At 71.2% G+C, this 23,558-nt stretch carries 21 protein-coding genes and 2 pseudogenes; 13 read left to right on the forward strand and 10 right to left on the reverse strand.

Annotation, left to right across the window (positions count from 1 at the left end):
• The first annotated feature begins 74 nt into the window (after positions 1 to 74).
• On the forward strand, positions 75 to 1,076 hold the full coding sequence (locus tag QFZ74_RS20495; protein WP_307622253.1) for a LysR family transcriptional regulator: 1,002 nt from the start codon (positions 75 to 77) through the stop codon (positions 1,074 to 1,076).
• On the opposite strand, the gene QFZ74_RS20500 is transcribed toward QFZ74_RS20495, so the two are convergent.
• From QFZ74_RS20500 to QFZ74_RS20520, 5 genes are all read right to left on the reverse strand, one after another.
• Positions 1,031 to 1,654 (reverse strand): pyridoxamine 5'-phosphate oxidase family protein, encoded by a 624-nt coding sequence (locus QFZ74_RS20500; protein ID WP_307622254.1) that lies wholly within the window; start codon positions 1,652 to 1,654, stop codon positions 1,031 to 1,033. The two genes, QFZ74_RS20495 and QFZ74_RS20500, sit on opposite strands and share 46 nt — an antisense overlap.
• Positions 1,651 to 2,577: a fatty acid desaturase gene (locus tag QFZ74_RS20505; RefSeq protein WP_307622255.1), complete on the reverse strand. Its 927-nt coding sequence runs from the start codon at positions 2,575 to 2,577 to the stop codon at positions 1,651 to 1,653. Before QFZ74_RS20505 ends, QFZ74_RS20500 begins: the two co-directional genes overlap by 4 nt.
• Before the next feature lie 2 nt (positions 2,578 to 2,579).
• A complete protein-coding gene (locus QFZ74_RS20510; RefSeq protein WP_307622256.1) occupies positions 2,580 to 3,461 on the reverse strand; it encodes an iron-containing redox enzyme family protein in 882 nt (293 codons plus the stop codon).
• Positions 3,462 to 3,730: 269 nt separating this feature from the next.
• Positions 3,731 to 4,474 (reverse strand): 2OG-Fe dioxygenase family protein, encoded by a 744-nt coding sequence (locus QFZ74_RS20515; RefSeq protein ID WP_307622257.1) that lies wholly within the window; start codon positions 4,472 to 4,474, stop codon positions 3,731 to 3,733.
• Positions 4,471 to 5,454, reverse strand: coding sequence for an EamA family transporter (locus QFZ74_RS20520; protein ID WP_307622258.1), 984 nt, complete (start codon positions 5,452 to 5,454; stop codon positions 4,471 to 4,473). The genes QFZ74_RS20515 and QFZ74_RS20520 overlap by 4 nt, the downstream gene beginning before the upstream one ends.
• 261 nt (positions 5,455 to 5,715) lie before the next feature.
• Here QFZ74_RS20520 and QFZ74_RS20525 point away from each other — a divergent pair, with 261 nt between their 5' ends.
• The 6 genes from QFZ74_RS20525 to QFZ74_RS20550 all read left to right on the forward strand — a co-directional run bounded on the left by QFZ74_RS20525 (position 5,716) and on the right by QFZ74_RS20550 (position 12,190).
• The gene (locus QFZ74_RS20525; protein ID WP_373462419.1) at positions 5,716 to 6,978 is read left to right on the forward strand and encodes a DUF4190 domain-containing protein; all 1,263 of its coding nucleotides are present in this window, start codon (positions 5,716 to 5,718) and stop codon (positions 6,976 to 6,978) included.
• Between the two features lie 150 nt (positions 6,979 to 7,128).
• Positions 7,129 to 7,881: a GntR family transcriptional regulator gene (locus QFZ74_RS20530; protein ID WP_307622260.1), complete on the forward strand. Its 753-nt coding sequence runs from the start codon at positions 7,129 to 7,131 to the stop codon at positions 7,879 to 7,881.
• A gap of 301 nt (positions 7,882 to 8,182) precedes the next feature.
• Positions 8,183 to 8,374 (forward strand): SPOR domain-containing protein, encoded by a 192-nt coding sequence (locus QFZ74_RS20535; protein WP_307622261.1) that lies wholly within the window; start codon positions 8,183 to 8,185, stop codon positions 8,372 to 8,374.
• Between the two features lie 30 nt (positions 8,375 to 8,404).
• On the forward strand, positions 8,405 to 8,815 hold the full coding sequence (locus tag QFZ74_RS20540) for a (deoxy)nucleoside triphosphate pyrophosphohydrolase (protein ID WP_307622262.1): 411 nt from the start codon (positions 8,405 to 8,407) through the stop codon (positions 8,813 to 8,815).
• 96 nt (positions 8,816 to 8,911) lie between these two features.
• The gene (locus QFZ74_RS20545; RefSeq protein WP_307622263.1) at positions 8,912 to 9,343 is read left to right on the forward strand and encodes an ATP-binding protein; all 432 of its coding nucleotides are present in this window, start codon (positions 8,912 to 8,914) and stop codon (positions 9,341 to 9,343) included.
• A gap of 258 nt (positions 9,344 to 9,601) precedes the next feature.
• Positions 9,602 to 12,190, forward strand: a complete 2,589-nt coding sequence (locus tag QFZ74_RS20550; RefSeq protein ID WP_307622264.1) for a SpoIIE family protein phosphatase — start codon at positions 9,602 to 9,604, stop codon at positions 12,188 to 12,190.
• Positions 12,191 to 12,360: 170 nt separating this feature from the next.
• On the opposite strand, the gene QFZ74_RS20555 is transcribed toward QFZ74_RS20550, so the two are convergent.
• Positions 12,361 to 13,821 carry a hypothetical protein gene (locus tag QFZ74_RS20555; protein ID WP_307622265.1) on the reverse strand — a complete coding sequence of 487 codons (1,461 nt, stop codon included), beginning with the start codon at positions 13,819 to 13,821 and terminating at the stop codon, positions 12,361 to 12,363.
• 202 nt (positions 13,822 to 14,023) lie between these two features.
• Here QFZ74_RS20555 and QFZ74_RS20560 point away from each other — a divergent pair.
• From QFZ74_RS20560 to QFZ74_RS20575, 4 genes and pseudogenes are all read left to right on the forward strand, one after another.
• Positions 14,024 to 14,415 (forward strand): annotated as a pseudogene (locus QFZ74_RS20560) (hypothetical protein); the annotation flags it as partial.
• Between the two features lie 19 nt (positions 14,416 to 14,434).
• A complete protein-coding gene (locus QFZ74_RS20565) occupies positions 14,435 to 14,587 on the forward strand; it encodes a hypothetical protein (RefSeq protein ID WP_307622266.1) in 153 nt (50 codons plus the stop codon).
• A 78-nt stretch (positions 14,588 to 14,665) separates the two neighbouring features.
• Positions 14,666 to 14,782, forward strand: a pseudogene (locus QFZ74_RS20570) (aminoglycoside phosphotransferase family protein); the annotation flags it as partial.
• A 31-nt stretch (positions 14,783 to 14,813) separates the two neighbouring features.
• Complete coding sequence (locus tag QFZ74_RS20575) at positions 14,814 to 15,110, forward strand: hypothetical protein (RefSeq protein ID WP_307622267.1); 297 nt, start codon at positions 14,814 to 14,816, stop codon at positions 15,108 to 15,110.
• A 5-nt stretch (positions 15,111 to 15,115) separates the two neighbouring features.
• Here the strand turns inward: QFZ74_RS20575 and QFZ74_RS20580 are convergent, their stop codons facing one another.
• The 4 genes from QFZ74_RS20580 to QFZ74_RS20595 are packed head-to-tail and all read right to left on the reverse strand — an operon-like array spanning position 15,116 to position 18,978.
• Positions 15,116 to 15,886: a succinate dehydrogenase/fumarate reductase iron-sulfur subunit gene (locus QFZ74_RS20580; RefSeq protein ID WP_307622268.1), complete on the reverse strand. Its 771-nt coding sequence runs from the start codon at positions 15,884 to 15,886 to the stop codon at positions 15,116 to 15,118.
• Positions 15,883 to 17,823, reverse strand: a complete 1,941-nt coding sequence (locus QFZ74_RS20585) for a fumarate reductase/succinate dehydrogenase flavoprotein subunit (protein ID WP_307622269.1) — start codon at positions 17,821 to 17,823, stop codon at positions 15,883 to 15,885. The genes QFZ74_RS20580 and QFZ74_RS20585 overlap by 4 nt, the downstream gene beginning before the upstream one ends.
• Before the next feature lie 18 nt (positions 17,824 to 17,841).
• Entirely contained in the window at positions 17,842 to 18,663 is an 822-nt protein-coding gene (locus QFZ74_RS20590) for a hypothetical protein (protein WP_307622270.1), read from the reverse strand.
• Positions 18,664 to 18,687: 24 nt separating this feature from the next.
• Positions 18,688 to 18,978 carry a hypothetical protein gene (locus tag QFZ74_RS20595; protein ID WP_307622271.1) on the reverse strand — a complete coding sequence of 97 codons (291 nt, stop codon included), beginning with the start codon at positions 18,976 to 18,978 and terminating at the stop codon, positions 18,688 to 18,690.
• A 334-nt stretch (positions 18,979 to 19,312) separates the two neighbouring features.
• Between QFZ74_RS20595 and QFZ74_RS20600 the strand changes: the two genes are divergently transcribed.
• On the forward strand, positions 19,313 to 21,385 hold the full coding sequence (locus tag QFZ74_RS20600; RefSeq protein WP_307622272.1) for an ABC transporter family substrate-binding protein: 2,073 nt from the start codon (positions 19,313 to 19,315) through the stop codon (positions 21,383 to 21,385).
• A 139-nt stretch (positions 21,386 to 21,524) separates the two neighbouring features.
• Positions 21,525 to 23,432, forward strand: coding sequence for a translational GTPase TypA (gene typA, locus QFZ74_RS20605; RefSeq protein ID WP_307622273.1), 1,908 nt, complete (start codon positions 21,525 to 21,527; stop codon positions 23,430 to 23,432).
• Positions 23,433 to 23,558: the final 126 nt, after the last annotated feature.

Raw genomic sequence — 23,558 nt, forward strand, 5'->3', positions numbered from 1 at the left:
CCGTCGCTCGGTCACCCCCGCCCAACTGCCCTACCATCGTTCTCTTCTGGCTTGCGAAGGACGGGTGTTGGGCCATGGTGAGTATGAGTTCGCTGCGGACTCTGCAGGAGCTGAGACGGCAGGGGTCGGTGCACGCGGCGGCCCAGTCGATGCACTTGGCCCCGTCGTCGGTCTCGCACCGCATCAAGGGGCTCGCCGAGGCGTGCGGCATGGCGCTGTACGAGCGGGACGGCCGGGGCGGACGCCTCACCGACCAGGGCGAGATGGTGGCCGAACTGGCCGAGGAAGTAACCAGGTTGTGGGACCGCGGGCTGACCGGGGTGCGCAACGGCGGCGGTCCGCTGCCCCGGCGCACGATACGCATCGGCGCGTTCCCCTCCGCTCTGGGCGAGTGCGTGCTGCCGGCCGTCGAACGGCTCAGGGACACAAGGAACTTCCGCATCGAGGTGCTGGAGGTGGACCCGCGCGAGGCGGCCAGCCTGGTGGAGCACGCGCAGCTCGACATGGTCGTCACGCTGCGGGAGATCCTCGACACCGACCTGGCCGGCGACCCCCGGCTCACCTCGTACGGCCTGTGGCGCGAGCCGTTCGCGCTCGTCATGCCCAAGGGGTTCATCGCCACCGGCAAGGAGTACGACTCCGCGCGCAACTACGCCGATCTGCCCTGGGTGTTGCCGCGCCGTGGCTCCGCGTGCGACCAGATGGTCGGGCGCTATCTCGCGCGGCTCGGCATCCGCCCGCGCGCGGCGGCCCGCTCCGACGACTGGTCGATCGTCCAGCGGATGGTCCGGGCGGTCCAGGCCGTGACCCTGGTGCCGGTCTCGTGTCTGCACCCGGCCGACGACGGCGTACGGGTGGTGGCCCTGCGCGAGGGCGAGGTGCTGGAGCGCACCGCCGTCCTGCTGGAGTCCGCGGACACGGCCGGCTCGCGCTGGCTTCCCGCCGTACGCCGTGAACTGATGGACTCCGTCGGGCGGATGGCGGACCGGGTGGCGCGCTCCGCCCAACCGAAGCTGGGCGGAGTCGTGCCCTACTCGCCGAAGGGGGCCGGCGCCGAGGCGCCGTCGTTCGGCTGACGGGGGAGGATGCCCTCGTACTCGGGCTTGAGTTTCCAGTCGGGTGTGGGTGGTCGGTAGTCGGGGCGCGGGCAGTGCGCCGAGTGGGTTCCCGCGGCACGGTCGTGCAGATAGCGCGGGCAGTTCTCGAAGACCTCCCGGATCGCGACGCGCAGCACCGCCTCCGCGCCCGGATGCCCGTCGAGGGACTCGGGGCCGGTGTACAGCTCGCACCGCCCGTTCACCCGGAGCTTGGCCTTGCGCCCGGGGAAGAGGAAGAGCAGGCCGACCTCGGGGGAGGACCGGGCGTTGCCGAGCGTCCGGTACATCCCGTTGCCGTCGTAGCTGGGGATCTCCAGGGTGCGCGGGTCGTGCACCCGGATGAAGCCGGGCAGCCCGCCCTTGTACGAGCACTCCGGGTGGCCGTCCGGGGAGACCGTCGCGAGGTACACCTCGTCGGCCTCCCCGATCCACTCGACGTGCTCGGGGGAGAGGTGGTCCTCCACGTAGTTCGCCGCGATGTGGTCGGCGAGCCTCTCGGTGCCGAAGGTGCCCTGAAGGCGCCGGCTGTCCTCGTGGTAGAAGTCGTCCGGCTTCACGGGCGCTCCATCAGGGCCCGGCAGACGGACCAGTAGAAGGCCGGGTAGGTGCGGGTGACGTACACCGCGCGCCGCTCGACCTCGGGGTGGCGCTCCCGCAGCCGGTTGATCGGCACCGTCATGGCCGCGTGGTGCTCGACGTGCAGGTTGTTGCCGTTGGTGAACCAGGTGCTGAACCAACTGCCGCTGATCGAGCGGGTGTTGCGCAGTACGTCCGCGCTCTCCGTCTCGCACAGCAGGTGTTCCGGCAGCTCCACCAGGAAGTGCAGCGGCACCGCCACGGCCAGCGGCAGCAGCCACAGCCTGAGCACCTCCTCGCCGCCGCCCAGGAGGCTCACGCAGACGAGGCCCAGCAGGGCCGCGCCGAAGAAGCGGTACTCGGCGACGATGTCCTGGCGCATCCGCTCGGAGCTCTGCCCGTCCGTGTAACGCCAGGTGTTCCGCCAGGAGAGCCAGATGTCGCGGAGCGTCCGCGCCACCCGCGGGTAGTCGAAGAGCCCCCCGAGCATGCCGCGCCAGGTGACGCCCTGCCGGGTGTCGAAGCCGAAGAACTCGGTGTCGTTCGGCGTGCCCAGGTAGCGGTGGTGCTGGAGGTGGCGGACGCGGTAGTGGGAGTAGGAGACGAGCAGGGGGAGGCCGAGCGGGACGCCGAAGAAACGGTTCACGGCGGACCGGCGGAAGGCCGAGTGGTGCAGGCACTGGTGCTGGAGCTCCACCCCGTGGGTGTAGCCGGCGGCCAGGAGCACGACGCCGGGTGCCGCGAGGAGGAACGAGTCCTGGAGCGCCAGCCAGGCGCCGGTCGCGAGGATCGTGGCGAGGACCGCGAGCTTGCCGACGAACACGCGCTCGTCGCGTAAGGAGACGCGGCATCTCTCGAAGAGCGGGTCGGATGCGCGTCCGACCCGCTCCGTCAGCTCGGTCATGGTCAGCGCACGCCCTTCATCTGCTGCCAGATGCGCTCGTAGTAGGCGTTGGCGACCCGCACCCGGGTGAGCACCCCGAGGCTGATCTCCCGCAGCAGTTCGGGCGACTCCTGCACGAGGGGGACGAAGACGCCCTCGAACCACTCCGCGCCGTGGTCGGCGTCGACGTGCACGTGGATGCGCTGGTAGTGGATGACGTCCTCGGGGACGCCGAGCCGGGCGCAGCCGTCGACCATGGCCTGGAAGCGGGGCGAGGCGCTCTGCTCCAGTACGCCCATGGCGCCCAGGGCGCGCGGGACGAGGTGACGGTGGATGCCGTACATCAGCAGCAGGCAGGCGTTCTCGTACACCTCGGAGCAGTAGAGCTCGACGTCGTCGATCCGGAGTTCGGCGAGCTGTTTCCGCATGTATTGGGCGGAGTGCTCGAAGAGGCGCGTGTGCATGTCCTCGAGCTTTCCTTCGCCCATCTCGTCCCAGTAGTTCTCGGCGATGGTGAGCTTGGTGTTTCCCTGGGTGCCGATCTGCACCATGGCCATGAGATCGTCGAACTTCGAGTCGACGAGTTCCTCGGCCATGAAGAAGAGCGCGATCTCGCCCAGCGTCGCCTCGTCGGCCAGGTATTCGCAGAATTCCGGCTGTACGTGGTTGTCCGCGACCTCCAGGAACCAGGTGCGGAACTCCTCTGCCGAGCGGGGGAGGGTGGCGGGGTCGACCTGGCGGTCCTCCCAGGCGAGCCAGGCGTCCTCGATGGCTGTGATCTGCGGGTCGGCGTTCAGCCGGGGTATCGAACCGAACGTCTCGGGGCCGCCCATGTAGGCGAGGTAGTGCTCGTGGAGCCGGCGCAGCAGGGCGAACCGGATCTCCAGGTCGGGCTTGGCATCCACTTCCCGAGGGAAGGCCTTCACTATGTCGGCGTCAGTGAAGGCCCGTGCCGCTTTCGCCCCACCGCATATCGGATCGGACACTGGAATTTCTCCGTTCGGGTTCAGAAGTATTTCCCGAGGTGCATTTTCCGTAAGGTCAACAACATGGTCGAAGCAATTCCCGTCCCCGGGCGCGGCGTTGCCGTCGCCCGAAGCGTCTGGGCGAGATTCTGCGGCATCATCGTGTTGTTTTCAACGACTGTTCGAAAAGCCCGTCGGCCGGCGGGATTTCAGTCGCGACGGGTGATGACGGCGATGAAGGTGTCCCGATGGCCCACTATGTCCTCGCTTGTCGGCGTGACCGGGGTGACCCCGTGCATCGTCCGTTCGTCATCGTTGAACAGAAACTGGCCGGGCGGCTGCAGCGCGACGCTGACCACGCGCTTGCCGTGTCGGCCGTCGCCCAGCGGCTCGTACAGGCCGCTGACTCCGCCGTCGACGGCGTGCCGGCCGACGACGACGGTGAAGACGTAGTCGACGCCGTCCCGGTGCACGCCCTCGGGCGCCGGCTTCCCGGACCGGCCGGCGCGGGCGAGTATGCGGTTCTGGAAGACCTGGGCGTACCAGGTGGCTCCACCGCGCCCCTCCGTCTCGTCCAGTTGACGGGCGCACCAGGACAGCAGGGTGTGGACGACGGGGCCGTTCGCCACCTCGTCCTCGAAGGGCTCGAAGAGCCGGTCCACGCCGCCGTTCAGGTAGTTGATGTCCTTGGCCTGGGTGTACGGCACGTGCGGCAGCAGGCGTACGGAGTCGGCGGTGCAGTCGAACTCCGAGTAGCGGCGCAGCCGGTAGTCACCGCCGTCGGCCATGAACGGGTCGAGCGCCAGCCGCTCCCAGGAGCTGAGGAACCGCTGCCACTCGGGGCCGCGCGTCAGCTCCTCCCCGAACTCCTCGTCGAGGTCTCCCGCCGCCCAGCCCTCCTCCCGCAGTCCTGCCGCGATCGTCGTGCTCGCCTTCACGTTCACTGCCGTCATCCCTTCTTGGTCTCGCCCGCCGGTGCGGCGGATGCCGCCTTGGGCGTGGTGTCTGTACGGTCGGAACTCGCCGCGTCCGGGCCCTGGTTCGCCGTGGGGCGGTCGCCGGTGATCCGGCCCGGTGCCTTGAAGGCGTCGGGGCGGATGACGGCGACGACGCCGCCGAGGATCAGCGCGCCGCCGATCCAGTCGGCCGTGGTGGGCACCTCGCCGAGCGCCAGCCACGCGGTGGCCATGCCGACCACGGGCACGAGCAGGGAGAAGGCGCTGACGGAGGAGGCCGTGTTCGACCTGAGCAGCGAGGCCCAGATGCCGAACGCGACGATCGTGGACAGCACGACGGTGAACGCCAGCGCGCCGACCCCCTGCCAGTCCAGCGAGGCGAGCGCCGCCCGGTCCCGCTCCGGGCCCTCGAAGACGAGCGAGAGCAGCGTGAGCGGCACGGGCGCGGCCAGCGCGGACCAGATCGTCAGCTTGAAGCCGTTCTCGGGCTTGGCGATACGGGTGGTGATGTTCGCCGCCGCCCAGCAGGCACCCGCCGCCACCACCACGAGCAGGGCGCCGAGCGAGACGGAGCCGGTGCCGAGCGCGATGACGGTCAGGCCGGCGACCCCGGCGAGGACGCCCGCCGCGACGATCGGGCCCGGCCGCTCGCGCAGCACCAGGAAGGCGAAGAGCACGGTGAACGCCGCCTGCCCCTGGAGCACGAGCGAGGCCAGCCCCGGCGGGACGCCCAGGTTCATGCCCACGAAGAGCAGCCCGAACTGGCCCGCGCCCTGGAGGATCCCGACCAGCGCGACCAGCTTCCAGGGCGCCCCCGGCCTGCCGACGAAGAACACCGCGGGCAGGGCGACGAACGTGAACCTCAGCGCCGCGAAGAGCAGAGGCGGGAAGGAGTCCAGCCCGACGTCGATGACGACGAAGTTCGTGCCCCAGATGAAGACGACGAGCAGGCCCAGGAACATATGGCGGCGCGGCACGGGCAACCCCTAGTGCAGAAGTGCGGAGCATCCAGTGTCGAAGTGGCGGCCCGCATCCCCAAGGGGCGGTCGACAACTTCGAACACCGTCTCAACTCCCGGTGACGTTCTGCTGCCAAAACCTCTCATAAGGGGTGTGATCGCAGCCCGGGACGCGCTGACTCTGCGACGCCGTCGAACGGTCGGCCCGGTGCGCTTACCATGCGCTTATTCGTACGTCCGTTCAGCGCTGTCCCCGCCCGAATCCAGGAGCACGGTGCCCGTGTCCATACCTCCGCCTCCCGGCCCCCAGCAGCCCGCGCCGCAGGGCCCGTACGCGCAAGGCCCCTACGGGCAGCCGGGATACGGACAGCCGGGATACGGGCAACAGGCCTACGGGCAACAGGCCTACGGGCAACAGGCCTACGGACAACCGGCATACGGACCCCCGGTGCACGGGCAGCCGGCGTACCAGCCCTGGGCGCAGGGATACAGCCCCTACAACCGGCCCGCGTCCGTCAACGCGCTCGCCGTCGCCTCCCTCGTCCTCGGTGTCCTGTGCTGTGTGCCCGGCCTGGGGCTGGTGCTCGGGATCGTCGCCCTCGGCCAGATCCGCAGGCGGGGCGAGCGCGGCAGGGGGATGGCGATCGGCGGCAGCGTGCTGTCCGGGATCGGGCTCGCGCTGTGGGTGCTGGCGCTCGCGACGGGCGGCGCGACCGCGTTCTGGCAGGGCGTCAAGGAGGGAGTGGACGACGGCGCGAGCATCTCGCTGGCCAAGGGTGAGTGCTTCGACGCGCCCGGCGGCGCGCTGGAGGGCGACACGTACGACGTCGACAAGGTGCCGTGCTCCCGCGGCCACGACGGCGAGGTGTTCGCCTCCTTCCGGCTGACCGGCAGCGCCTACCCGGGCGACACGAAGGTCGCCGACCTGGCGGACCAGCGCTGCTACGGGCTGCGGGACGGCTACGCGATGGACACCTGGGCCGTCCCCGGCGACGTCGACGTCTACTACCTCACCCCCACCCGCGACAGCTGGTCCGTCGGCGACCGCGAGGTCACCTGCGTCTTCGGCAACACGGTCGCGGGAGCGGACCTGACCGGCTCGCTGCGCAACGACCAGACCGTCCTCGACGCCGACCAGGTCGCCTATCTGAAGGCCGCTCACGTCCTCAACGCCGTCATGGAGAACGCGCCCGAGGCGGACTACGTCGAGGACGACCTGCCCGGACACAAGGCCTGGGCGGGCCAGGTCGCGGCCGCGATCACCCGGCAGTCCGAACTGCTGCGCGCCCACACCTGGCCGGCGGACGCGCGCGGGCCGGTCACCGTCGTCGTGGACGGGCTCGGCAGGGCCCGCGAGGAGTGGGCCAAGGCCGCCGACGCGTCCGACGCCGACGCCTTCTACGCCCACTACGAGAAGGGCCTGGAACTCCTCGACCCGAGCCGGGCGGTCACCGCGCGCGAGGCCCTGGGTCTGGAGACGACCCCGCCGTCCGACGAGCGCTCCGGCGGGGCGGGGCGAGGCGGCGCGGGGATGGAGGTGTGACCGCGCCCATTAGCGGGGAGAAAGTGCCTGCGTGAAGCCCTCTCCCGGCCGAAGTCATCACTTCGAGTGATTCCCTGGCCTTTGCTTGCACGTCTCAACCAACGGTTGCCACGCTGTTGCTGTCTGTAAAACCTGAGGGGGGAGCGGCCAGTGACATTCGGTGAGCAGCCGGCGTATCTGCGTGTCGCGGGTGATCTCCGCAAGAAGATCGTCGACGGTTCGCTGCCACCCCACACCCGGCTCCCCTCCCAGGCCCGCATCCGCGAGGAGTACGGCGTCTCCGACACCGTCGCGCTCGAGGCCCGCAAGGTGCTGATGGCCGAGGGCCTGGTCGAGGGCCGCTCCGGTTCGGGGACGTACGTACGTGAGCGGCCCGTGCCGCGGCGCGTGGCGCGCTCCGGATACCGGCCGGACGGTGGCGCCACACCCTTCCGTCAGGAGCAGGCCGAGGCCGCGGTGCGCGGCACCTGGGAGTCGAGCAGCGAGCAGGCCGAGGCGAGCGCCGCCATCGCCGACCGGCTCGGCATCCGCTCGGGCGACCGCGTGATGTGCACCAAGTACCTGTTCCGGGAGGCCGGTGAGCCGATGATGCTCTCCACTTCCTGGGAGCCCCTCACGGTCACCGGCCGTACGCCCGTGATGCTGCCCGAGGAGGGCCCCCTCGGCGGCATGGGCGTCGTCGAGCGCATGCGGGCCATCGACGTCATCGTCGACAACGTCACCGAGGAGGTCGGCGCGAGACCCGGCCTCGCCGAGGAACTCGTCGTCCTCGGCGGCGTACCCGGTCATGTCGTCCTCGTCATCCAGCGCACGTACTACGCCTCGGGCCGCCCCGTGGAGACGGCCGACGTGGTGATCCCCGCCGACCGGTACCGGGTCGCGTACCACCTGCCTGTGAAGTAGCGCACGCCCGCGGCCCGTTGACGCCGCGCCCACCGCGATCCGCCTCTGATCATGGGTTGTCGGCGATGCGCGGTCGTACGCCCGTTCCCGCAGGTGAGCCCGGCCGCCCTCGCGTGCCCTCGCTCGAACGCGCCCCCGAGTGCGCGGCGGCGCATCCGTTTCCGTGCGCCCCGATGTTTCCGCAGGTTGTGTACCTCTTTGTGAAAAGCCGTACTCGCAGCGTAAAGGTTGGGCGTACGCTCGGGCATATGCGGAGTGCGGTTTCCTCAGCGGGTGGGGCGACGGGCAGCGGAGGGGCGAGATGAGCGACGGCACGGTCTCTCTTCCCTGGCTCGTCATACGGCAGGACGACAACGGCCATCGCTACCGCGTGGGCAGATACGCGACCCGGGCCGAGGCCCAGAAGATCGCCGACACCCTCGACGGCCGCGGCCACCGGCAGCTCTACTGGGTCGAGCGCGTCGGCCGTACCGGGGCCAACGCCCAGAACTGACCCCGGCCCGGCTCCCGTAGGCTCCGCCGTATGACGGAACGGATCGTGGTGGTCGGAGCCGCCCTGCTCGATGACGGCCGCCTGCTCGCCGCGCGCCGCAGCGCTCCCCCCGAGCTGGCCGGCCGCTGGGAGCTGCCCGGCGGCAAGGTCGAACCCGGCGAGACGCCCGAGGACGCCCTGGTGCGCGAACTGCGCGAGGAACTCGGCGTCGACGCCGAGGTCGTGGAGCGCGTTCCGGGGGAGTGGCCGCTGAAGTCCCCGTACGTCCTGCACGTGTGGACCGCCCGGCTGCGTCCCGGCTCCGCCGCACCCGAACCGCTCCAGGACCACGACGCGCTGCGCCGGCTCACCCCCGCTGAGATCTGGGACGTGGACTGGCTCGACCAGGACGTCCCCGCCGTGCGCGAGGTCGTGAGCCGTCTCGAAGCCGGGGCCGTCTGAGTTCGGCAGTACGCCGTTCGTGCCACAGTGCGCCGTCCCAGGCGGTACTGCCTCCGGGATATCGGGTATGTGCCCATTAACCCCACGAAACCGGACATGGGTGAGTTCGCTGCCTGGGAAGTGATCGGCGTGATCGACACCGAAGGCGACTGCGCCGAGTGGACCTTTCCCGCGGACCCGGGTGCCGTACGCACCGCCCGCGCGGCGGTCCGCACCCAGCTGCGCGGCTGGGAACTCGACAGTCTCGCCGACGTCACGGCGCTCCTGGTGAGCGAGCTGGTGACGAACGCTCTGCGGCATGCCACGGGACCCATCGGCGTACGTCTCGTCCGTCCCGCCGAGCTCGACGACGGGCTGCGGGTGGAGGTCTCCGACCCGCTGCCCGATCTGCCGCGCGAGCGCGCCCCCCGCCCCGACGACGAGAGCGGCCGCGGCCTCCAGCTCGTCGCCATCTCCTCGCGCAGCTGGGGCACCCGGCCCGGGGACGCCGGCAAGACGGTCTGGTTCGAGCTCGCGGTCCCCGGATAGACCCCTCGGAGGGTCCGCCGCCGCCCCGTGGCCGGTTCGCGGCGGTGGCGGTTGCCGTGGCGGGTGATTCGACGGCGTGTTCCCTGGTTAGAAGACGGGAAGTGTTGTGTGAGTCCGGTCGCAGGCAGGTCCAAAAGTCACCTGGTCCATGCTGTGATCGTGAACACCGTGTTGCGCGGCGTCGTAGTGCTGGATACTGCGGGCAGCCGCCTTTCGGTGACCGGTGCCGGACGCGGTGAGCTGGAGGGGACGGTTCGCGTGAGCGAGATACCAGCGAAGGCCACGGAGTCCGAGGACCCGTCGGACGGCGAGAGGAGGGAGCTCGCGGAGGGTGCCGCGGCACCCGGCTACGCCCTGTGGCAGAGCAGCCCGCCCGGCTCCATCTACGACTACATCCGGGTCGCCTCCTTCTCCATCGGCCCCAGCGGTCTCGTCGATCAGTGGAGTCTGCGCGCCGAGCAGATCTTCGGCGTCCCCGCCGCGCGGGCCGTCGGCATGGATCCCATCGAGGCGTTCATCGACCCCGACCTGCGCGAACGCGGCCAGCGGAAGATGGCCGAGATCCTCGACGGGCGCGAGTGGACCGGCGTCGTCCCCTTCCGGATGCCGGACCCGCTGGACGGCGGGCGCGGTGAGGACGGGATCGCCGAGGTCTACGTCATGCCGACCCGGACCGTGGAGGGCGAGCGCGCCGCCGTCTGCATCGTGGTCGACTTCCGCACCCTGCGCGGCATGGAGACCGACCTCGCCGCCTCGCAGTCGATTTTCGGCCAATCTCCCTTCGGTTTCCTGCTGATCGACCCCGACCTGCGGATCCGCCGTGCCAACGAGCGGTTCGCCTCCACCTTCGGCGGCAGTCCCGACGACCACCGCGGCCGCGGCGTCAACGACTATCTGCCGCGCGGCGAGGCCGAGCGGCTCGACGCCACCATGCGCCGTGTCCTGGAGACCGGCGAGTCGGTGACGGACATGCACGTCACCGGCTTCGTGCCCGGTCAGGACGAGCGCAGGCACTGGTCCATCAACCTCTACCGCGTGCACAGCGGCAGCGGCCGCCCCATCGGCATCGCCTGGCTCGGCACCGACGTCACGGCCCGCCGCGCCGCCGCCCGCGAGGCCGCCGCCGCCCGGCGGAATCTCGCCCTCCTCAACGACGCCGGCGCCCGCATCGGCAACTCCCTCGACCTGGAGACCACGGCCCGCGAACTCCTCGACGTCGTCGTCCCCGGCTTCTGCGACCTGGCGACCGTCGACCTCTACCAGGGTCTGCTGGCCGGCGACGAGGCCCCGCCCGGGCTCGCCGACGGCAGCGCCGAACTGAGGCGCGTCGCCTTCGCCAGCGCGGTCTCCGACACCCCGCTCGTCGGCGGCGGCCCGCCGGTCCCGGTGGGCGCGGTCCACCACTACGCCTTCAACTCGCCCTGCGCGGACGCCCTGCGCACCGCGCGCCCCAAGAGCGTCCCCGCCGCGGACGGCGGCCTCGTCCAGTGGACGCTGGCCGTGCCGATGGTCGCCCACGACACGGTTGTCGGACTCGCGCAGTTCTCCCGGACCAAGGGCAGCGAGCCCTTCGGCGACCGCGACCGGGACCTCGCGGTGGAGCTGGCGGCCCGCGCGGCCGTCTGCATCGACAACGCCCGCCTGTACCGCCGCGAGCACGAGCGCGCGCTGATACTGCAGCGGTCCCTCCTCCCGCCCGGCGACCCCGAGGCCTCCGGCCTGGACATCGCCTGCCGCTATCTGCCGGGCAACGCGGCGACGGAGGTCGGCGGCGACTGGTTCGACGTCATCGAACTCCCCGGTCACCGCACTGCGTTGGTGGTCGGCGACGTCATGGGTCGCGGGCTGCGCGCCGCCGTCGCCATGGGTGAACTCCGTACGGCCGTACGCACCCTGGCCCTGCTGGACCTCGAACCGGCGGAAGTCCTCTCGGCGCTGGACGAGATCGCCCGCGGCCTCGGCACCCCCGGCGGCATCCAGCAGGCGACCCGCACCGCCCGCCAGCCCCGCGCCGCGGACCTGTCCGAGGTCTACCTCGCCACCTGCGTGTACGCCGTGTACGACTCCGTGACCCGGCGGTGCACCTTCGCCAACGCCGGCCATCTGCCGCCGGTGCTGATGGAACCGGGCGAGGCGGCGCTGATGCTCGACGTGCCGCCCGGGATGCCGCTCGGCGTGGGCGGCGAGCCCTTCGAGGAGGTCGAGGTGGAGCTCCCCGAGGGCGCCCTCCTCGCCCTCTACACGGACGGCCTGGTCGAGTCACGGGACCACCCGCTGGACGAGGGCCTCCAGGCCTTCGTCGGCGCGCTCACCGACCCGACCCGGCCGCTGGAGGACGTCTGCGACCACGTCCTCAACACCCTCGACACCCATCACGGCGAGGACGACATCGCCCTGCTCATGGCCCGCGTCCAGGGCCTGCCCGCCGAGTCCGTCGGCGACTGGACCCTGCCGCGTGAGCCGCGCAGCGTGGGCCGCGCCCGCGAGTACGCCCGCGCCCAGCTGCTGAGCTGGGACCTGGAGCCGCTGGTCGACACCGCGGAGCTCCTGGTCAGCGAGCTGGTCACCAACGCCCTGCGCTACGGCGAGGGCGAGATCCGGCTCCGCCTGCTCCTGGACCGTACCCTGGTCTGCGAGGTCTGGGACTCCGGCCTGGTCCAGCCCCGCCGCCGCCGGGCCCGCGACACCGACGAGGGCGGCCGCGGCCTGCAACTCGTCGGCCTCCTCAGCGCGGCCTGGGGCTCCCGCCGCACCCCCCAGGGCAAGACCGTCTGGTTCGAACTCCCCCTCCCCGACGGCGAGAACGGCCTGACGGACCCGGCGGAGGCGTTGCTGAGCCTGTTCTGACGGGGTGGGGTCGGCGAGGGCGTCGTCGCTCGAGGTCGCGCTGCTTCTGGTTCGTTGAGTCGGTGGCCGGGGCGCGCGTTCCGTCGGCTCGGGCTTTGCCGACGACGTGCCCATCCGCGTCGGTCGTCGCCGGGACGGCGCGTCCGCGTCGCCCCACCCCGTACGTAGGGCTACCCCTGCGGCATCCGCAGGCGCGCCCGCGTCGTGGGGCCGCCGAAGGAGGCCGGGGGGCCTCCGTCGGGTTCGTCGGCGAGGAGGACGCCGCCGAGGACCGCGCCGGCCAGACCGCTCGCGTGCTCGGCCGTGCCGGCGTACGGGTTGCCGTGCGTCCGTACGTCCCGTTCCGCCAGCTCACGGGCCTCGCGCGCCAGGTCGTCGGCGGTCGCGGCGTCGCCCTCGGCGAGCAGTCGCACCGCTTCGGCGAGCCGGGTGCGGGCCTGAGCGCCCACCGCTCCCCGGTGCGTGGCGACGAAGTCCTCCGCGGCGCCCGTGGCACTGCGCGCGGCGAGCCGGGCGCCGGCCGGCACCTCACCGACGGCCGCCACCCCCAGCGGCTCCACCGCCCGGGCGACGCGCCGCAGCGCCTCCACCGGGTTGTACGACCCCCGCGCCGACTCCTCCCGTACGGCGGCCAGGACGGCGTCCGCGTGCGCGAGGCGGGCGTGCAGCTCACCGGCCGGCATCCGCGCGGGCGGCACCGCCGTGGTACCGCCGGTCAACCATGCCCGCGGCACGGCCACTTGAGCCTCCGCGTCGGTGAGCACGGCCGGGATGCGCTCGGCCGCCGCCCTCAACTCCGTCCCCAGTCGTTCCACTCCGCTCACGAAGACGTCAGCCTGGGCGAGGGCCCCCTCGGCGGCCCGCAGGTGCCGTACCGCCCGGCGCTCGTCGCCCGAACCGGCCCGCTGCCGGGCCGCGTTGAGCTGCGTCGTCGCGAACACCAGCCGGTTCTTGGCCTGTTCGACGAAACCCAGCACCGGCGCCACCGCCGAGGAGGCGAACCGCTCCCTCAGCGCGCCCAGTGACTCCTCCGCCCACCCCGTCCGCCCCGCAAGCTCCTGGAACCGCGCCTCCGCGGTCTCCAGCGCCCCGCCCGTTCCCCGCTCCAGCCCCCGCATCCGGTCGAAGGCGTCCGCCTCCGCGTCCAGCCGCCGCCCCGCCTCCGCGCACCGCCCGACGACCCCCACGAGCGCCTGCCGTCGCGCCGCCTCGTCCTCCGGCACCCCCTGTTCGTACCGCAGCCGTATCGCGAACGCCGCCGACAGTTCGGCCTGAGCCGCCCGCAGGGCCCGCGCGAACGGCTCGACGGCCTCCGCTCCCAACTGGGCCTCGGCTGCGGCGATTTCCTCGCCGCTCGTCCGCACGCAGTCGTCCGCCGCGACCAGCGCGGCCCGCGCCTGCCGCTCCGACTCCGCCGGTGACGCCACCGGCGGACGGGCGGACACCTCACCGCCGGGCGTCGTACGGGTCCGGGCCCGCCGGGTGCGGCGCAGATACGCGTAGCCCGCCAGCGCCGCCGTCGCGCCCGCGACGGCGATGGGCAGGATCAGATCGACGGGGGAGGGCTCCTGCCGCTCCTGCGCGGTGGGCGCGACGGCCGCCGGACCCGGGGGCACGGGAACCGGATCCACGTCGCTGATCGTCCCCCCTGGCAACACCAGCCACGCCAGCCCGACCGCACCGCCCAGCAGGGCGTGAACCACCCGCACGGATATGTGCGACCTGGCACGCCTCGGCCGGCCCCGGATCAAGGATGACGTCACATTTCGGAGCGTATGGGCGGGTGAGCGGCCGCGCGAGCGGGGTGAATGCGCGCGGGGGACGGCTTCGACCTGGGCCGCGACCACCAACCACCCCAAGTGGTGGTCGCAGAAGTTCTTCGGGCAGGTGGCCCGCCGTGTCGACCAGATCGCCGTGATGTCGTACGACACCATGCAGCCGCTGGAGAGCCTGTACGGCGGCTACGTCGCCCAGCAGACGGCACTCGCCCTGGAGGTCACCCCGCCTCCACCGACCTCCTCATGGGCCTGCCCTTCTATCACGAGAACCGCTTCGGACACTGGGCGCACGCCGAGACCGTCCCGGCCGCTGTCCGGGGCGTCCGCCTCGGCCTGTCCCGCACGAACGCGGACCGCGCCCGCTTCGGCGTGGCCCTGTACGTGGACTTCGCGGCCACGGAGGCCGACTGGTCGGCCTACCGGAAGGGCTGGGTGCAAGCGCGCTGACGCGGTGCGCCGGACCCTTGTGCCCGACGCGGAAGCGCTGTCGATGGCGGTACGCGGCGACGGGGGGATGATGGCGCTGATCAAAGCCGCGCCGGACCGTGATGTCGAGATCGTCACGTCGGCACTCACCACGATCCAGGCCTGGGACCCGCAAGTGGGAAGGGCGGCATGAGCCTGTGGGACTGGGCGCTCTCCCGGATTCGGGTGGTCCACACGGGTCGAAGAGGCGGAGCGTCGAAGAGGACTGGGGCTCAACCTCGTCGCGGGCCCGCTCCGGCTGCTCGACGGGGACTTTCCCTTTACGGAAACCATGCGAGGTATTGCGGAACACAACATGGTCCAGGCGCTGGATCTGGTGGCACGCTGATCATCATGCACATGATCTTGGTGGGGGGCGCATGAATACCGTGGATATGGTCGTGGACGTGCTGGGGGCGGTGCTCGTGGCGCTGCTCGTGGTGAGCGGTGTCGCGGCCATCGCGTCCGGATGGATCCTGCCGATCGGCCGGCAGCGGTACCGGGTCCGGATTCTCAGGCCGAGGCTGTGGGGGTGCGCCACGCTGGTGTTCGGGATCGGGGCGGCCGTGATGATCTTCAGGCCCTTCGGCTTCCCTTATGACCTCGTCGGGTTGGCCATGTTCCTGTCGGGCCTGGCGCTGCGGACGAGGAGTGAGCGCCCCGGCCCCACCGCCTGACCCTGTCAGGAAGACCGCCTCCGGATCTTCGAACCGAGCCACACCAACGGGTCGTACTTCCGGTCCACGGCCCGTTCCTTCAAGGGGATCAAGGCATTGTCCGTGATCTTGATGCCCTCCGGGCAGACCTCCGTGCAGCACTTGGTGATGTTGCAGTAGCCGAGGCCGTGTTCCTCCTGGGCCGCGGTCTTGCGGTCCAGGCCGGTCTCGGCGGCCGCGTCCAGGGGGTGCATGTCCAGCTCGGCCACGCGCATCAGGAAGCGCGGTCCGGCGAACGCCTTCTTGTTCTCCTCGTGGTCGCGGACCACATGGCACGTGTCCTGGCACAGGAAGCACTCGATGCACTTGCGGAACTCCTGCGAGCGCTCGACGTCCTCCTGCATCATCCGGTACTCGCCCGGACCGAGTCCGGCAGGCGGCACGAAGGACGGAACCTCCCTGGCCTTCTGGTAGTTGAAGCCGACGTCGGTCACCAGGTCACGGATCACCGGGAACGCGCGCAGCGGCGTGACCGTGATCGTCTCGTCCTGGGTGAACACCGACATCCGCGTCATGCACATCAGCCGGGGCCGCCCGTTGATCTCGGCGGAGCACGAACCGCACTTGCCCGCCTTGCAGTTCCAGCGCACGGCGAGGTCGGGCGCCTGGGTGGCCTGGATGCGGTGGATGATGTCGAGGACGACCTCGCCCTCGTTCACCTCGACCTTGAAGTCCTCCAGGCCGCCGCCCTCGTCGTCGCCGCGCCACACCTTGAAGCGGGCCTCGTAGCTACTCAATCGTAGAGCTCCTCTTCGGCCAGGTACTTGACCAGCTCCTCCTTCTCGAAGAGGGCGAGCAGGTCGGGGCGGACGGGTTCGGTGGTCTCGCGGCTGAGCCGGATCTGGCCGCGGACCGGGTCGGTGGCCGCCAGGCCGCCCGTGGGGTCGGCGAGCGCGCACAGCAGGTTCACGTTGCGCCAGCGCCGGTCCATCGTCGGATGGTCCTCGCGGGTGTGGCCGCCGCGCGACTCGGTGCGCTCCAGCGCCGCCCGGGCCACGCACTCGCTGACCAGCAGCATGTTCCTGAGGTCCAGGGCGAGATGCCAGCCCGGGTTGAACTGGCGGTGCCCCTCGACCCCGGCCCGCCGCGCCCGCACACGCAGCTCGGCCAGCTTCTGCAGGGCCTGCTCCATCTCCCCCTCGCGGCGGATGATGCCGACCAGGTCGTTCATGGTCTGCTGGAGTTCCTGGTGGAGGGTGTACGGGTTCTCCGGCGGCCGCCCCTCCTCCTCGCCCTCGACCGGGCCCTCCGCCGAGAACGGCCGCAGCGCCTCCGCCGCCGCCGTGTCGACCTGGACCTCATCCACGGCAGGGCGTCCCGTGAGCCCCGTCGCGTACTCCGCCGCGTGCCAGCCCGCCCGGCGTCCGAACACCAGCAGGTCGGAGAGCGAGTTGCCGCCGAGCCGGTTGGAGCCGTGCATGCCGCCCGCGACCTCCCCGGCCGCGTACAGCCCGGGCACCCCGCGGGCCGCCGCCGTGTCGGAGTCGACCGCGATGCCGCCCATCACGTAGTGGCAGGTCGGCCCGACCTCCATCGCCTCCGCCGTGATGTCGACGTCCGCCAGCTCCTTGAACTGGTGGTACATCGACGGCAGCCGGCGCCGGATCACCTCGGCGGGCATGCGCGTGGAGACGTCGAGGAAGACACCGCCGTGCGGGGAGCCGCGGCCCGCCTTCACCTCGGCGTTGATGGCGCGGGCCACCTCGTCACGGGGGAGCAGCTCCGGGGGACGCCGGTTGTTGTCCGGGTCGTCGTACCAGCGGTCGCCCTCCTCCTCGGACTCGGCGTACTTCTCCTTGAAGACGTCCGGGATGTAGTCGAACATGAACCGCTTGCCCTCGGAGTTCCGCAGGACACCGCCGTCGCCGCGGACGGACTCGGTGACCAGGATGCCCTTCACCGACGGCGGCCAGACCATGCCCGTCGGGTGGAACTGCACGAACTCCATGTTCAGCAGCGGCGCCCCGGCGAGGAGCGCCAGCGCGTGGCCGTCGCCCGTGTACTCCCACGAGTTCGACGTGACCTTGAAGGACTTGCCGATCCCGCCCGTCGCGACCACGACGGCGGGTGCTTCGAGCACGAGGAAACGGCCCGACTCGCGCTCGTACGCGAAGACGCCGCTCACCCGCGAGCCGTCCTTCAGGATCCGGGTGACCGTGCACTCCTGGAAGACCTTCAGCCGGGACTCGTAGTCCCCGGTCTCCGAGAAGTCCTCCTGCTGGAGCGCCACGATCCTCTGCTGGAGCGTGCGGATCAGCTCAAGGCCCGTGCGGTCGCCGACGTGGGCGAGGCGCGGGTACTCGTGGCCGCCGAAGTTGCGCTGGGAGATCTTCCCGTCCTTGGTGCGGTCGAACAGCGCGCCCCAGGTCTCCAGCTCCCACACCCGGTCCGGGGCCTCGCGCGCGTGCAGCTCGGCCATCCGCCACTGGTTGAGGAACTTGCCGCCGCGCATGGTGTCGCGGAAGTGGACCTGCCAGTCGTCGTGCTCGTTGACGTTGGCCATCGCCGCCGCGATACCGCCCTCGGCCATCACGGTGTGCGCCTTGCCGAACAGCGACTTGCAGATCACGGCCGTACGGGCGCCGCGCTCGCGTGCCTCGATGGCGGCACGCAGCCCGGCGCCACCGGCGCCGACCACGACGACGTCCCATTCCTGCCGGTCGACCACGGACATCAGAAGGTCCCACCCCATCTAGAAGAAGCGCGGATCGGCGAAGACGCCGGACGCCAGCAGGTATACGTAGAAGTCGGCGAGCGCCACGCTCACCAGCGACGCCCAGGCGAGCTGCATGTGCCGGGCGTTGAGCGCGCTGACCCACTGCCACAGCCGGTAGCGCACCGGGTGCCGGGAGAAGTGCTTGAGCTTCCCGCCGACGATGTGCCGGCAGGAGTGGCAGGAGAGGGTGTACGCCCAGATCAGCACGATGTTGGCCAGGAACACCAGGGTGCCCAGGCCCATGTGGCCCCACCGGTAGTGCTCGTCACGGAAGGCGAGCACGGTGTCGTAGGTCAGCACGCCGGCGACCAGGAGAGCGGCGTAGAAGAAGTACCGGTGGACGTTCTGCAGGATCAGCGGGAAGCGGGTCTCGCCGGTGTACTTCTGGTGCGGCTCGGCCACCGCGCAGGCGGGCGGGGACGCCCAGAAGCTGCGGTAGTAGGCCTTGCGGTAGTAGTAGCAGGTCAGGCGGAAGCCCAGCGGGAAGATCAGGATGATGATCGCCGGGGAGATCGCCCACCAGCTGCCGAAGAGGTCGGCGTTCGGGCCGCCGTGCATGGTCGCGCAGTTCTCCGCCAGACAGGGCGAGTAGAACGGCGAGACGTACGGCGCCGCGTAGTAGTCCGCGTCGGCGAAGGCCCGCCAGGTCGAGTAGACGACGAAGGCGAGCAGACCGGCCGCGGTGACGGCGGGCGCCAGCCACCAGCGGTCGGTGCGCAGGTTCGAAGCGGCGATCTCGGCGCGTGCGGGGGCGTGGACACCCCCGCTGTTCTGTTGAGGTTCCGTACCAGTGGCCAATTGACGACTCCGGTCGGGATCGGGTTACGGGGCGTGCCGGTCGCGGGCGCCGAGGCCCTCGTCGTCCGAGTCCGTCCACAGGGTGATGTCGTAGGGGGTGTCGGAGATGGTCACGAGCTCGGGGCTGCGCTGCTGGGACAGCCGGGGCGCCGCCTCCCGCAGCAGCGCGAGGCTCTCGCGCAGGTGGTCGGCGTCGGCTCGGACGCGGCGCATCTCCAGTCCGCCGCTTCCGAGCCGCTGCTCCAGGCGGTCGACGGACCGGGACAGCTCGTCGACGCAGCGCTGTACTGATGTCAGGTCGTCGTTCACGGACATGACGTGACCTCACTTCCGCGGACCTCATGGTCCAAGGCGGCAACGTTCATGCGCCTGCGAGTGTTGCGCGTCACACCTGTCGATGTGAAGGCGTGTGCAGCGATTGGCGGATCGTGCCCCTGTGCCGTGCGCCCGCACACCCACATGCGCGCTGTGTGTGCGCCGGGGCGCGTGTTGCGCCGCACGGGTGGGCTTGGGAGCCCCCGTCGCCGTGTCGCCCCCGGCGGGCGAACCATTTCCTCTTCAGTGGGTCCGTAGATCTGATCAGCTCCAAAATACCGCCAAATGTGAACAGACCACACCCACGTCACCGGGCTCCCCGGAGGTAGCAGAGATGTCCCACGACGGCGTCGGACTCCGCGCGGTCATGCGCGCGGTCGCCTTCCTCTCCGCCGGCGCGCTCGCGGCCGGCTTCCTCGCCGGCTGCAGTTCCGACGAAGAGGCGAGCCACCCGCTGGCCGGCCAGGACATCGCGCCCGCCGGCCGCGCCCAGGTCGCCGACGGCGGCACCCTGCACTGGGCCGTGGACGCGATGCCGGAGACCCTCAACGCCTTCCAGGCCGACGCCGACGCGGGCACCACCCGGGTCGCCCAGGCCGTCCTGCCGTCGATGTTCCGGCTCGACAAGGCCGGGCGTCCGGTGCGCAACCCCGACTTCCTGGAGAGCGCCAAGGTCGTCGCGACCGAGCCCCGCCAGGTCGTCCTGTACAAGCTCAACCAGCAGGCCGTCTGGAGCGACGGCCGGGAGATCGGCGCCGCCGACTTCGCCGCCCAGTGGCGCGCCCTGGCCGGCAAGGACACCGCCTACTGGACCGCCCGCAACGCCGGCTACGACCGCATCGAGAAGATCGAGCGCGGCGCCAACGACCTGGAGGTACGGGTCACCTTCAGCCGCCCGTACGCCGACTGGAAGTCGCTGTTCTCCCCGCTGTACCCGAAGGACGTCACGGGCACCCCGGACGCCTTCAACGACGGGGCGCGCCGCAAACTGGCCGTCACCGCCGGCCCCTTCCAGGTGCAGAAGGTCGACACGGCCGGCAAGGACATCGTCCTCGCCCGCAACCCCCGCTGGTGGGGCCACCCGGCCAAGCTGTCCGAGATCGTGCTCCAGGCCGTGCCCCGCGACCAGCGCACCGCCGCCCTCACCGCCGGCACCGTCGACCTCGCCGACGTCGACCCGGCCGACGCCGAGCGCATCTCCTCCGCGCCCAAGGGCAACGGCGGCCCGGTCCAGGGCGGCGGGCGCACCTCCGTCAAGAAGCTGCTGCGGGAGCAGGCCCTCAGCGGCTTCGAGCTCCGCAAGTCCCTGGAGCCCGCCTACACCCAGCTCGCGCTCAACGGCTCCAGCGGCCCGCTCACCGACGAGCGCGTGCGCCGCGCCGTCGCCCGCGCCCTCGACCGGGAGCAGATCGCCAAGGCCGTCCTCACACCGCTCGGCCTGCCCGCCAAGCCCGTCGGCAGCCACCTCGCCCTGTCCGGACAGGACGCCTACGCCGACAGCAGCGACGCCCTCGGCGGCCAGGACACCGAGGAGGCGCAGGCCCTGCTCGCCGACGCGGGCTGGGTGCCCGGCGGCCCCGTCAAGGCGGAGAAGAAGCCCGAGAAGGCGGCCGGTCCCGAGGCGGGCGCGGACCAGGAGAGCGGGCAGCCCTCCGAGGACGGCGACGACGGCACGTACATCGTCGGCGAGGACGACAACAAGGCGCCCGCCGACGAGGGCGGCGCGCACCTCGCGCAGGACGGCAAGCAGCACACCGACAAGCACCCGCCGCAGGGCGGCGCCCCGGGCGCGTACGCCCCCAAGGGCACCGCGGCCCCGGCCGGCGCCGTGAAGGGGCCGCTCGCCAAGGACGGCAAGCCGCTCATGCTGCGCTTCGTCCTGCCCTCAGGCCCCGGCTCGGAGAACCTGCGGGCCGTCGCCGACCGGATCTCCGGGATGCTGGAGAAGGTCGGCATGCAGACCGAGATCACCAAGGTCGCCGACCAGAGCTACTTCAAGGACCACATCGCGGCCGGCCAGTACGACCTCGCCCTGTACTCCTGGCCGTCCTCGGCCTTCCCCGCCACCGACGCCCGCCCGATCTACGCCAAGCCGGTCCCGGCCGCCGACGGTTCGCTGAACATCGAGCAGAACTACACGCGCGTCGGCACCGACCAGGTCGACCAGCTCTTCGACCAGGCCGCCGGCACGCTCGACGAGGGCGAGTCGCGGGACCTGATCCGCAAGGCCGACGCCCGCATCTGGGCCGCCGCCGCCTCCATCCCGCTCTACCAGCGCCCCCAGCTCGTCGCCGCCAGGACCAACCTGGCCAACGCGGGTGCCTTCGGCTTCCAGACCCCCGTCTACGAGGACCTGGGATTCCTGAAGAAGGGCGCGAAGGTTCCGGCGAGCCCGTCGGCCGGCTGAGGCCCCGTGGCCCTGCGGAGGCCGCTTCCCGCGGGGCCACGTAACATGGGGTGAGGCCGTGGCGTGTCAAGCCCGGCAGGGCCCGCGTCCAACGGACGCACGCACAGGCCTTCCTCACACTCCGGGAGTACGTCGCAATATGGCCACGCGCCACGACATTCGCAACGTCGCCATCGTCGCCCACGTCGACCACGGCAAGACGACCATCGTCGACGGCATGCTGAAGCAGGCCGGCGCCTTCGCCGCTCACCAGCTCGAAGGCGTCGACGACCGCATGATGGACTCGAACGACCTGGAGCGTGAGAAGGGCATCACGATCCTCGCCAAGAACACGGCGGTCAAGTACCACCCCAAGGACGGCGGGGACCCGATCACGATCAACATCATCGACACCCCCGGCCACGCCGACTTCGGTGGCGAGGTCGAGCGCGGTCTGTCGATGGTCGACGGCGTCGTGCTGCTGGTGGACGCCTCCGAGGGCCCGCTGCCGCAGACCCGCTTCGTGCTGCGCAAGGCCCTCCAGCAGCGCCTGCCCGTCATCCTGTGCATCAACAAGACGGACCGGCCGGACTCCCGGATCGACGAGGTCGTCAACGAGACGTACGACCTCTTCCTCGACCTGGACGCGGACGAGGACCAGATCGAGTTCCCGATCGTCTACGCCTGCGGCCGTGACGGCATCGCCTCGCTGACCAAGCCCGACGACGGCACGGTCCCCTCGGACTCCACCAGCCTGGAGCCGTTCTTCTCCACGATCCTGGAGCACATCCCGGCCCCCACGTACGAGGAGGACGCGCCGCTCCAGGCCCACGTCACCAACCTCGACGCGGACAACTTCCTCGGCCGTATCGCGCTGCTCCGTGTCGAGCAGGGCGAGCTGCGCAAGGGCCAGACCGTGGCCTGGATCAAGCGCGACGGCTCGGTCAGCAACGTGCGCATCACCGAGCTGATGATGACCGAGGCCCTCACCCGCAAGCCCGCCGAGGTGGCCGGCCCGGGTGACATCTGCGCCGTCGCCGGTATCCCCGACATCATGATCGGTGAGACGCTGGCCGACCCGGAGAACCCGGTCGCCCTCCCGCTGATCACGGTCGACGAGCCCGCGATCTCCATGGTCATCGGCACCAACACCTCGCCGCTGGTCGGCCGTGGCGGCACCGGCAAGGGCGCCGAGGCCAAGGCCGCGGTCAAGGACCGCAAGGTCACCGCCCGCCAGGTCAAGGACCGCCTCGACCGCGAGCTGATCGGTAACGTCTCGCTGCGCGTGCTCGACACCGAGCGTCCCGACGCCTGGGAGGTGCAGGGCCGCGGTGAGCTGGCGCTGGCCATCCTGGTCGAGCAGATGCGCCGCGAGGGCTACGAGCTGACCGTCGGCAAGCCCCAGGTGGTCACCCGCGAGATCGACGGCAAGGTCCACGAGCCGGTCGAGCGCATGACGATCGACGTGCCCGAGGAGCACATGGGCGCCGTCACGCAGCTCATGGGCGTCCGCAAGGGCCGTATGGACAACATGTCCAACCACGGCTCCGGCTGGGTCCGCATGGAGTTCGTCGTCCCGTCCCGTGGTCTGATCGGCTTCCGGACCGAGTTCCTGACGCAGACCCGCGGCACCGGCATCGGCCACTCCATCCACGAGGGCCACGAGCCGTGGTTCGGCGCGCTGCAGACCCGCAACAACGGCTCCCTGGTCGCCGACCGCTCCGGCGCCGTCACCGCGTTCGCGATGACGAACCTCCAGGAGCGCGGCGTGCTCTTCGTGGAGCCGGGCACCGAGGTGTACGAGGGCATGATCGTCGGCGAGAACTCGCGCGCCGACGACATGGACGTCAACATCACCAAGGAGAAGAAGCTCACGAACATGCGGTCGTCCTCGGCCGACTCGTTCGAGGCGATCGTCCCGCCGCGCAAGCTGTCGCTGGAGCAGTCCCTGGAGTTCTGCCGCGACGACGAGTGCGTCGAGGTGACCCCGGAGGCCGTCCGCATCCGCAAGGTGAACCTGGACGCCCGCGAGCGCGCCCGCGCCGCGAGCCGCGCCAAGCACGGCTGACGTACCCCCGGGCCACGCCCGAGCGACATCGAGCCCGGTTCCTCCCGTCGACGGGAGGGGCCGGGCTTTGTCGTATCCGTGAACGGCGTCGGAAGTCCTGCCCGGAGTCACTGCCGAGGTGTTCGC

Origin of the sequence: Streptomyces sp. V3I7, assembly GCF_030817495.1 — a bacterium.
Lineage (GTDB): Bacteria > Actinomycetota > Actinomycetes > Streptomycetales > Streptomycetaceae > Streptomyces.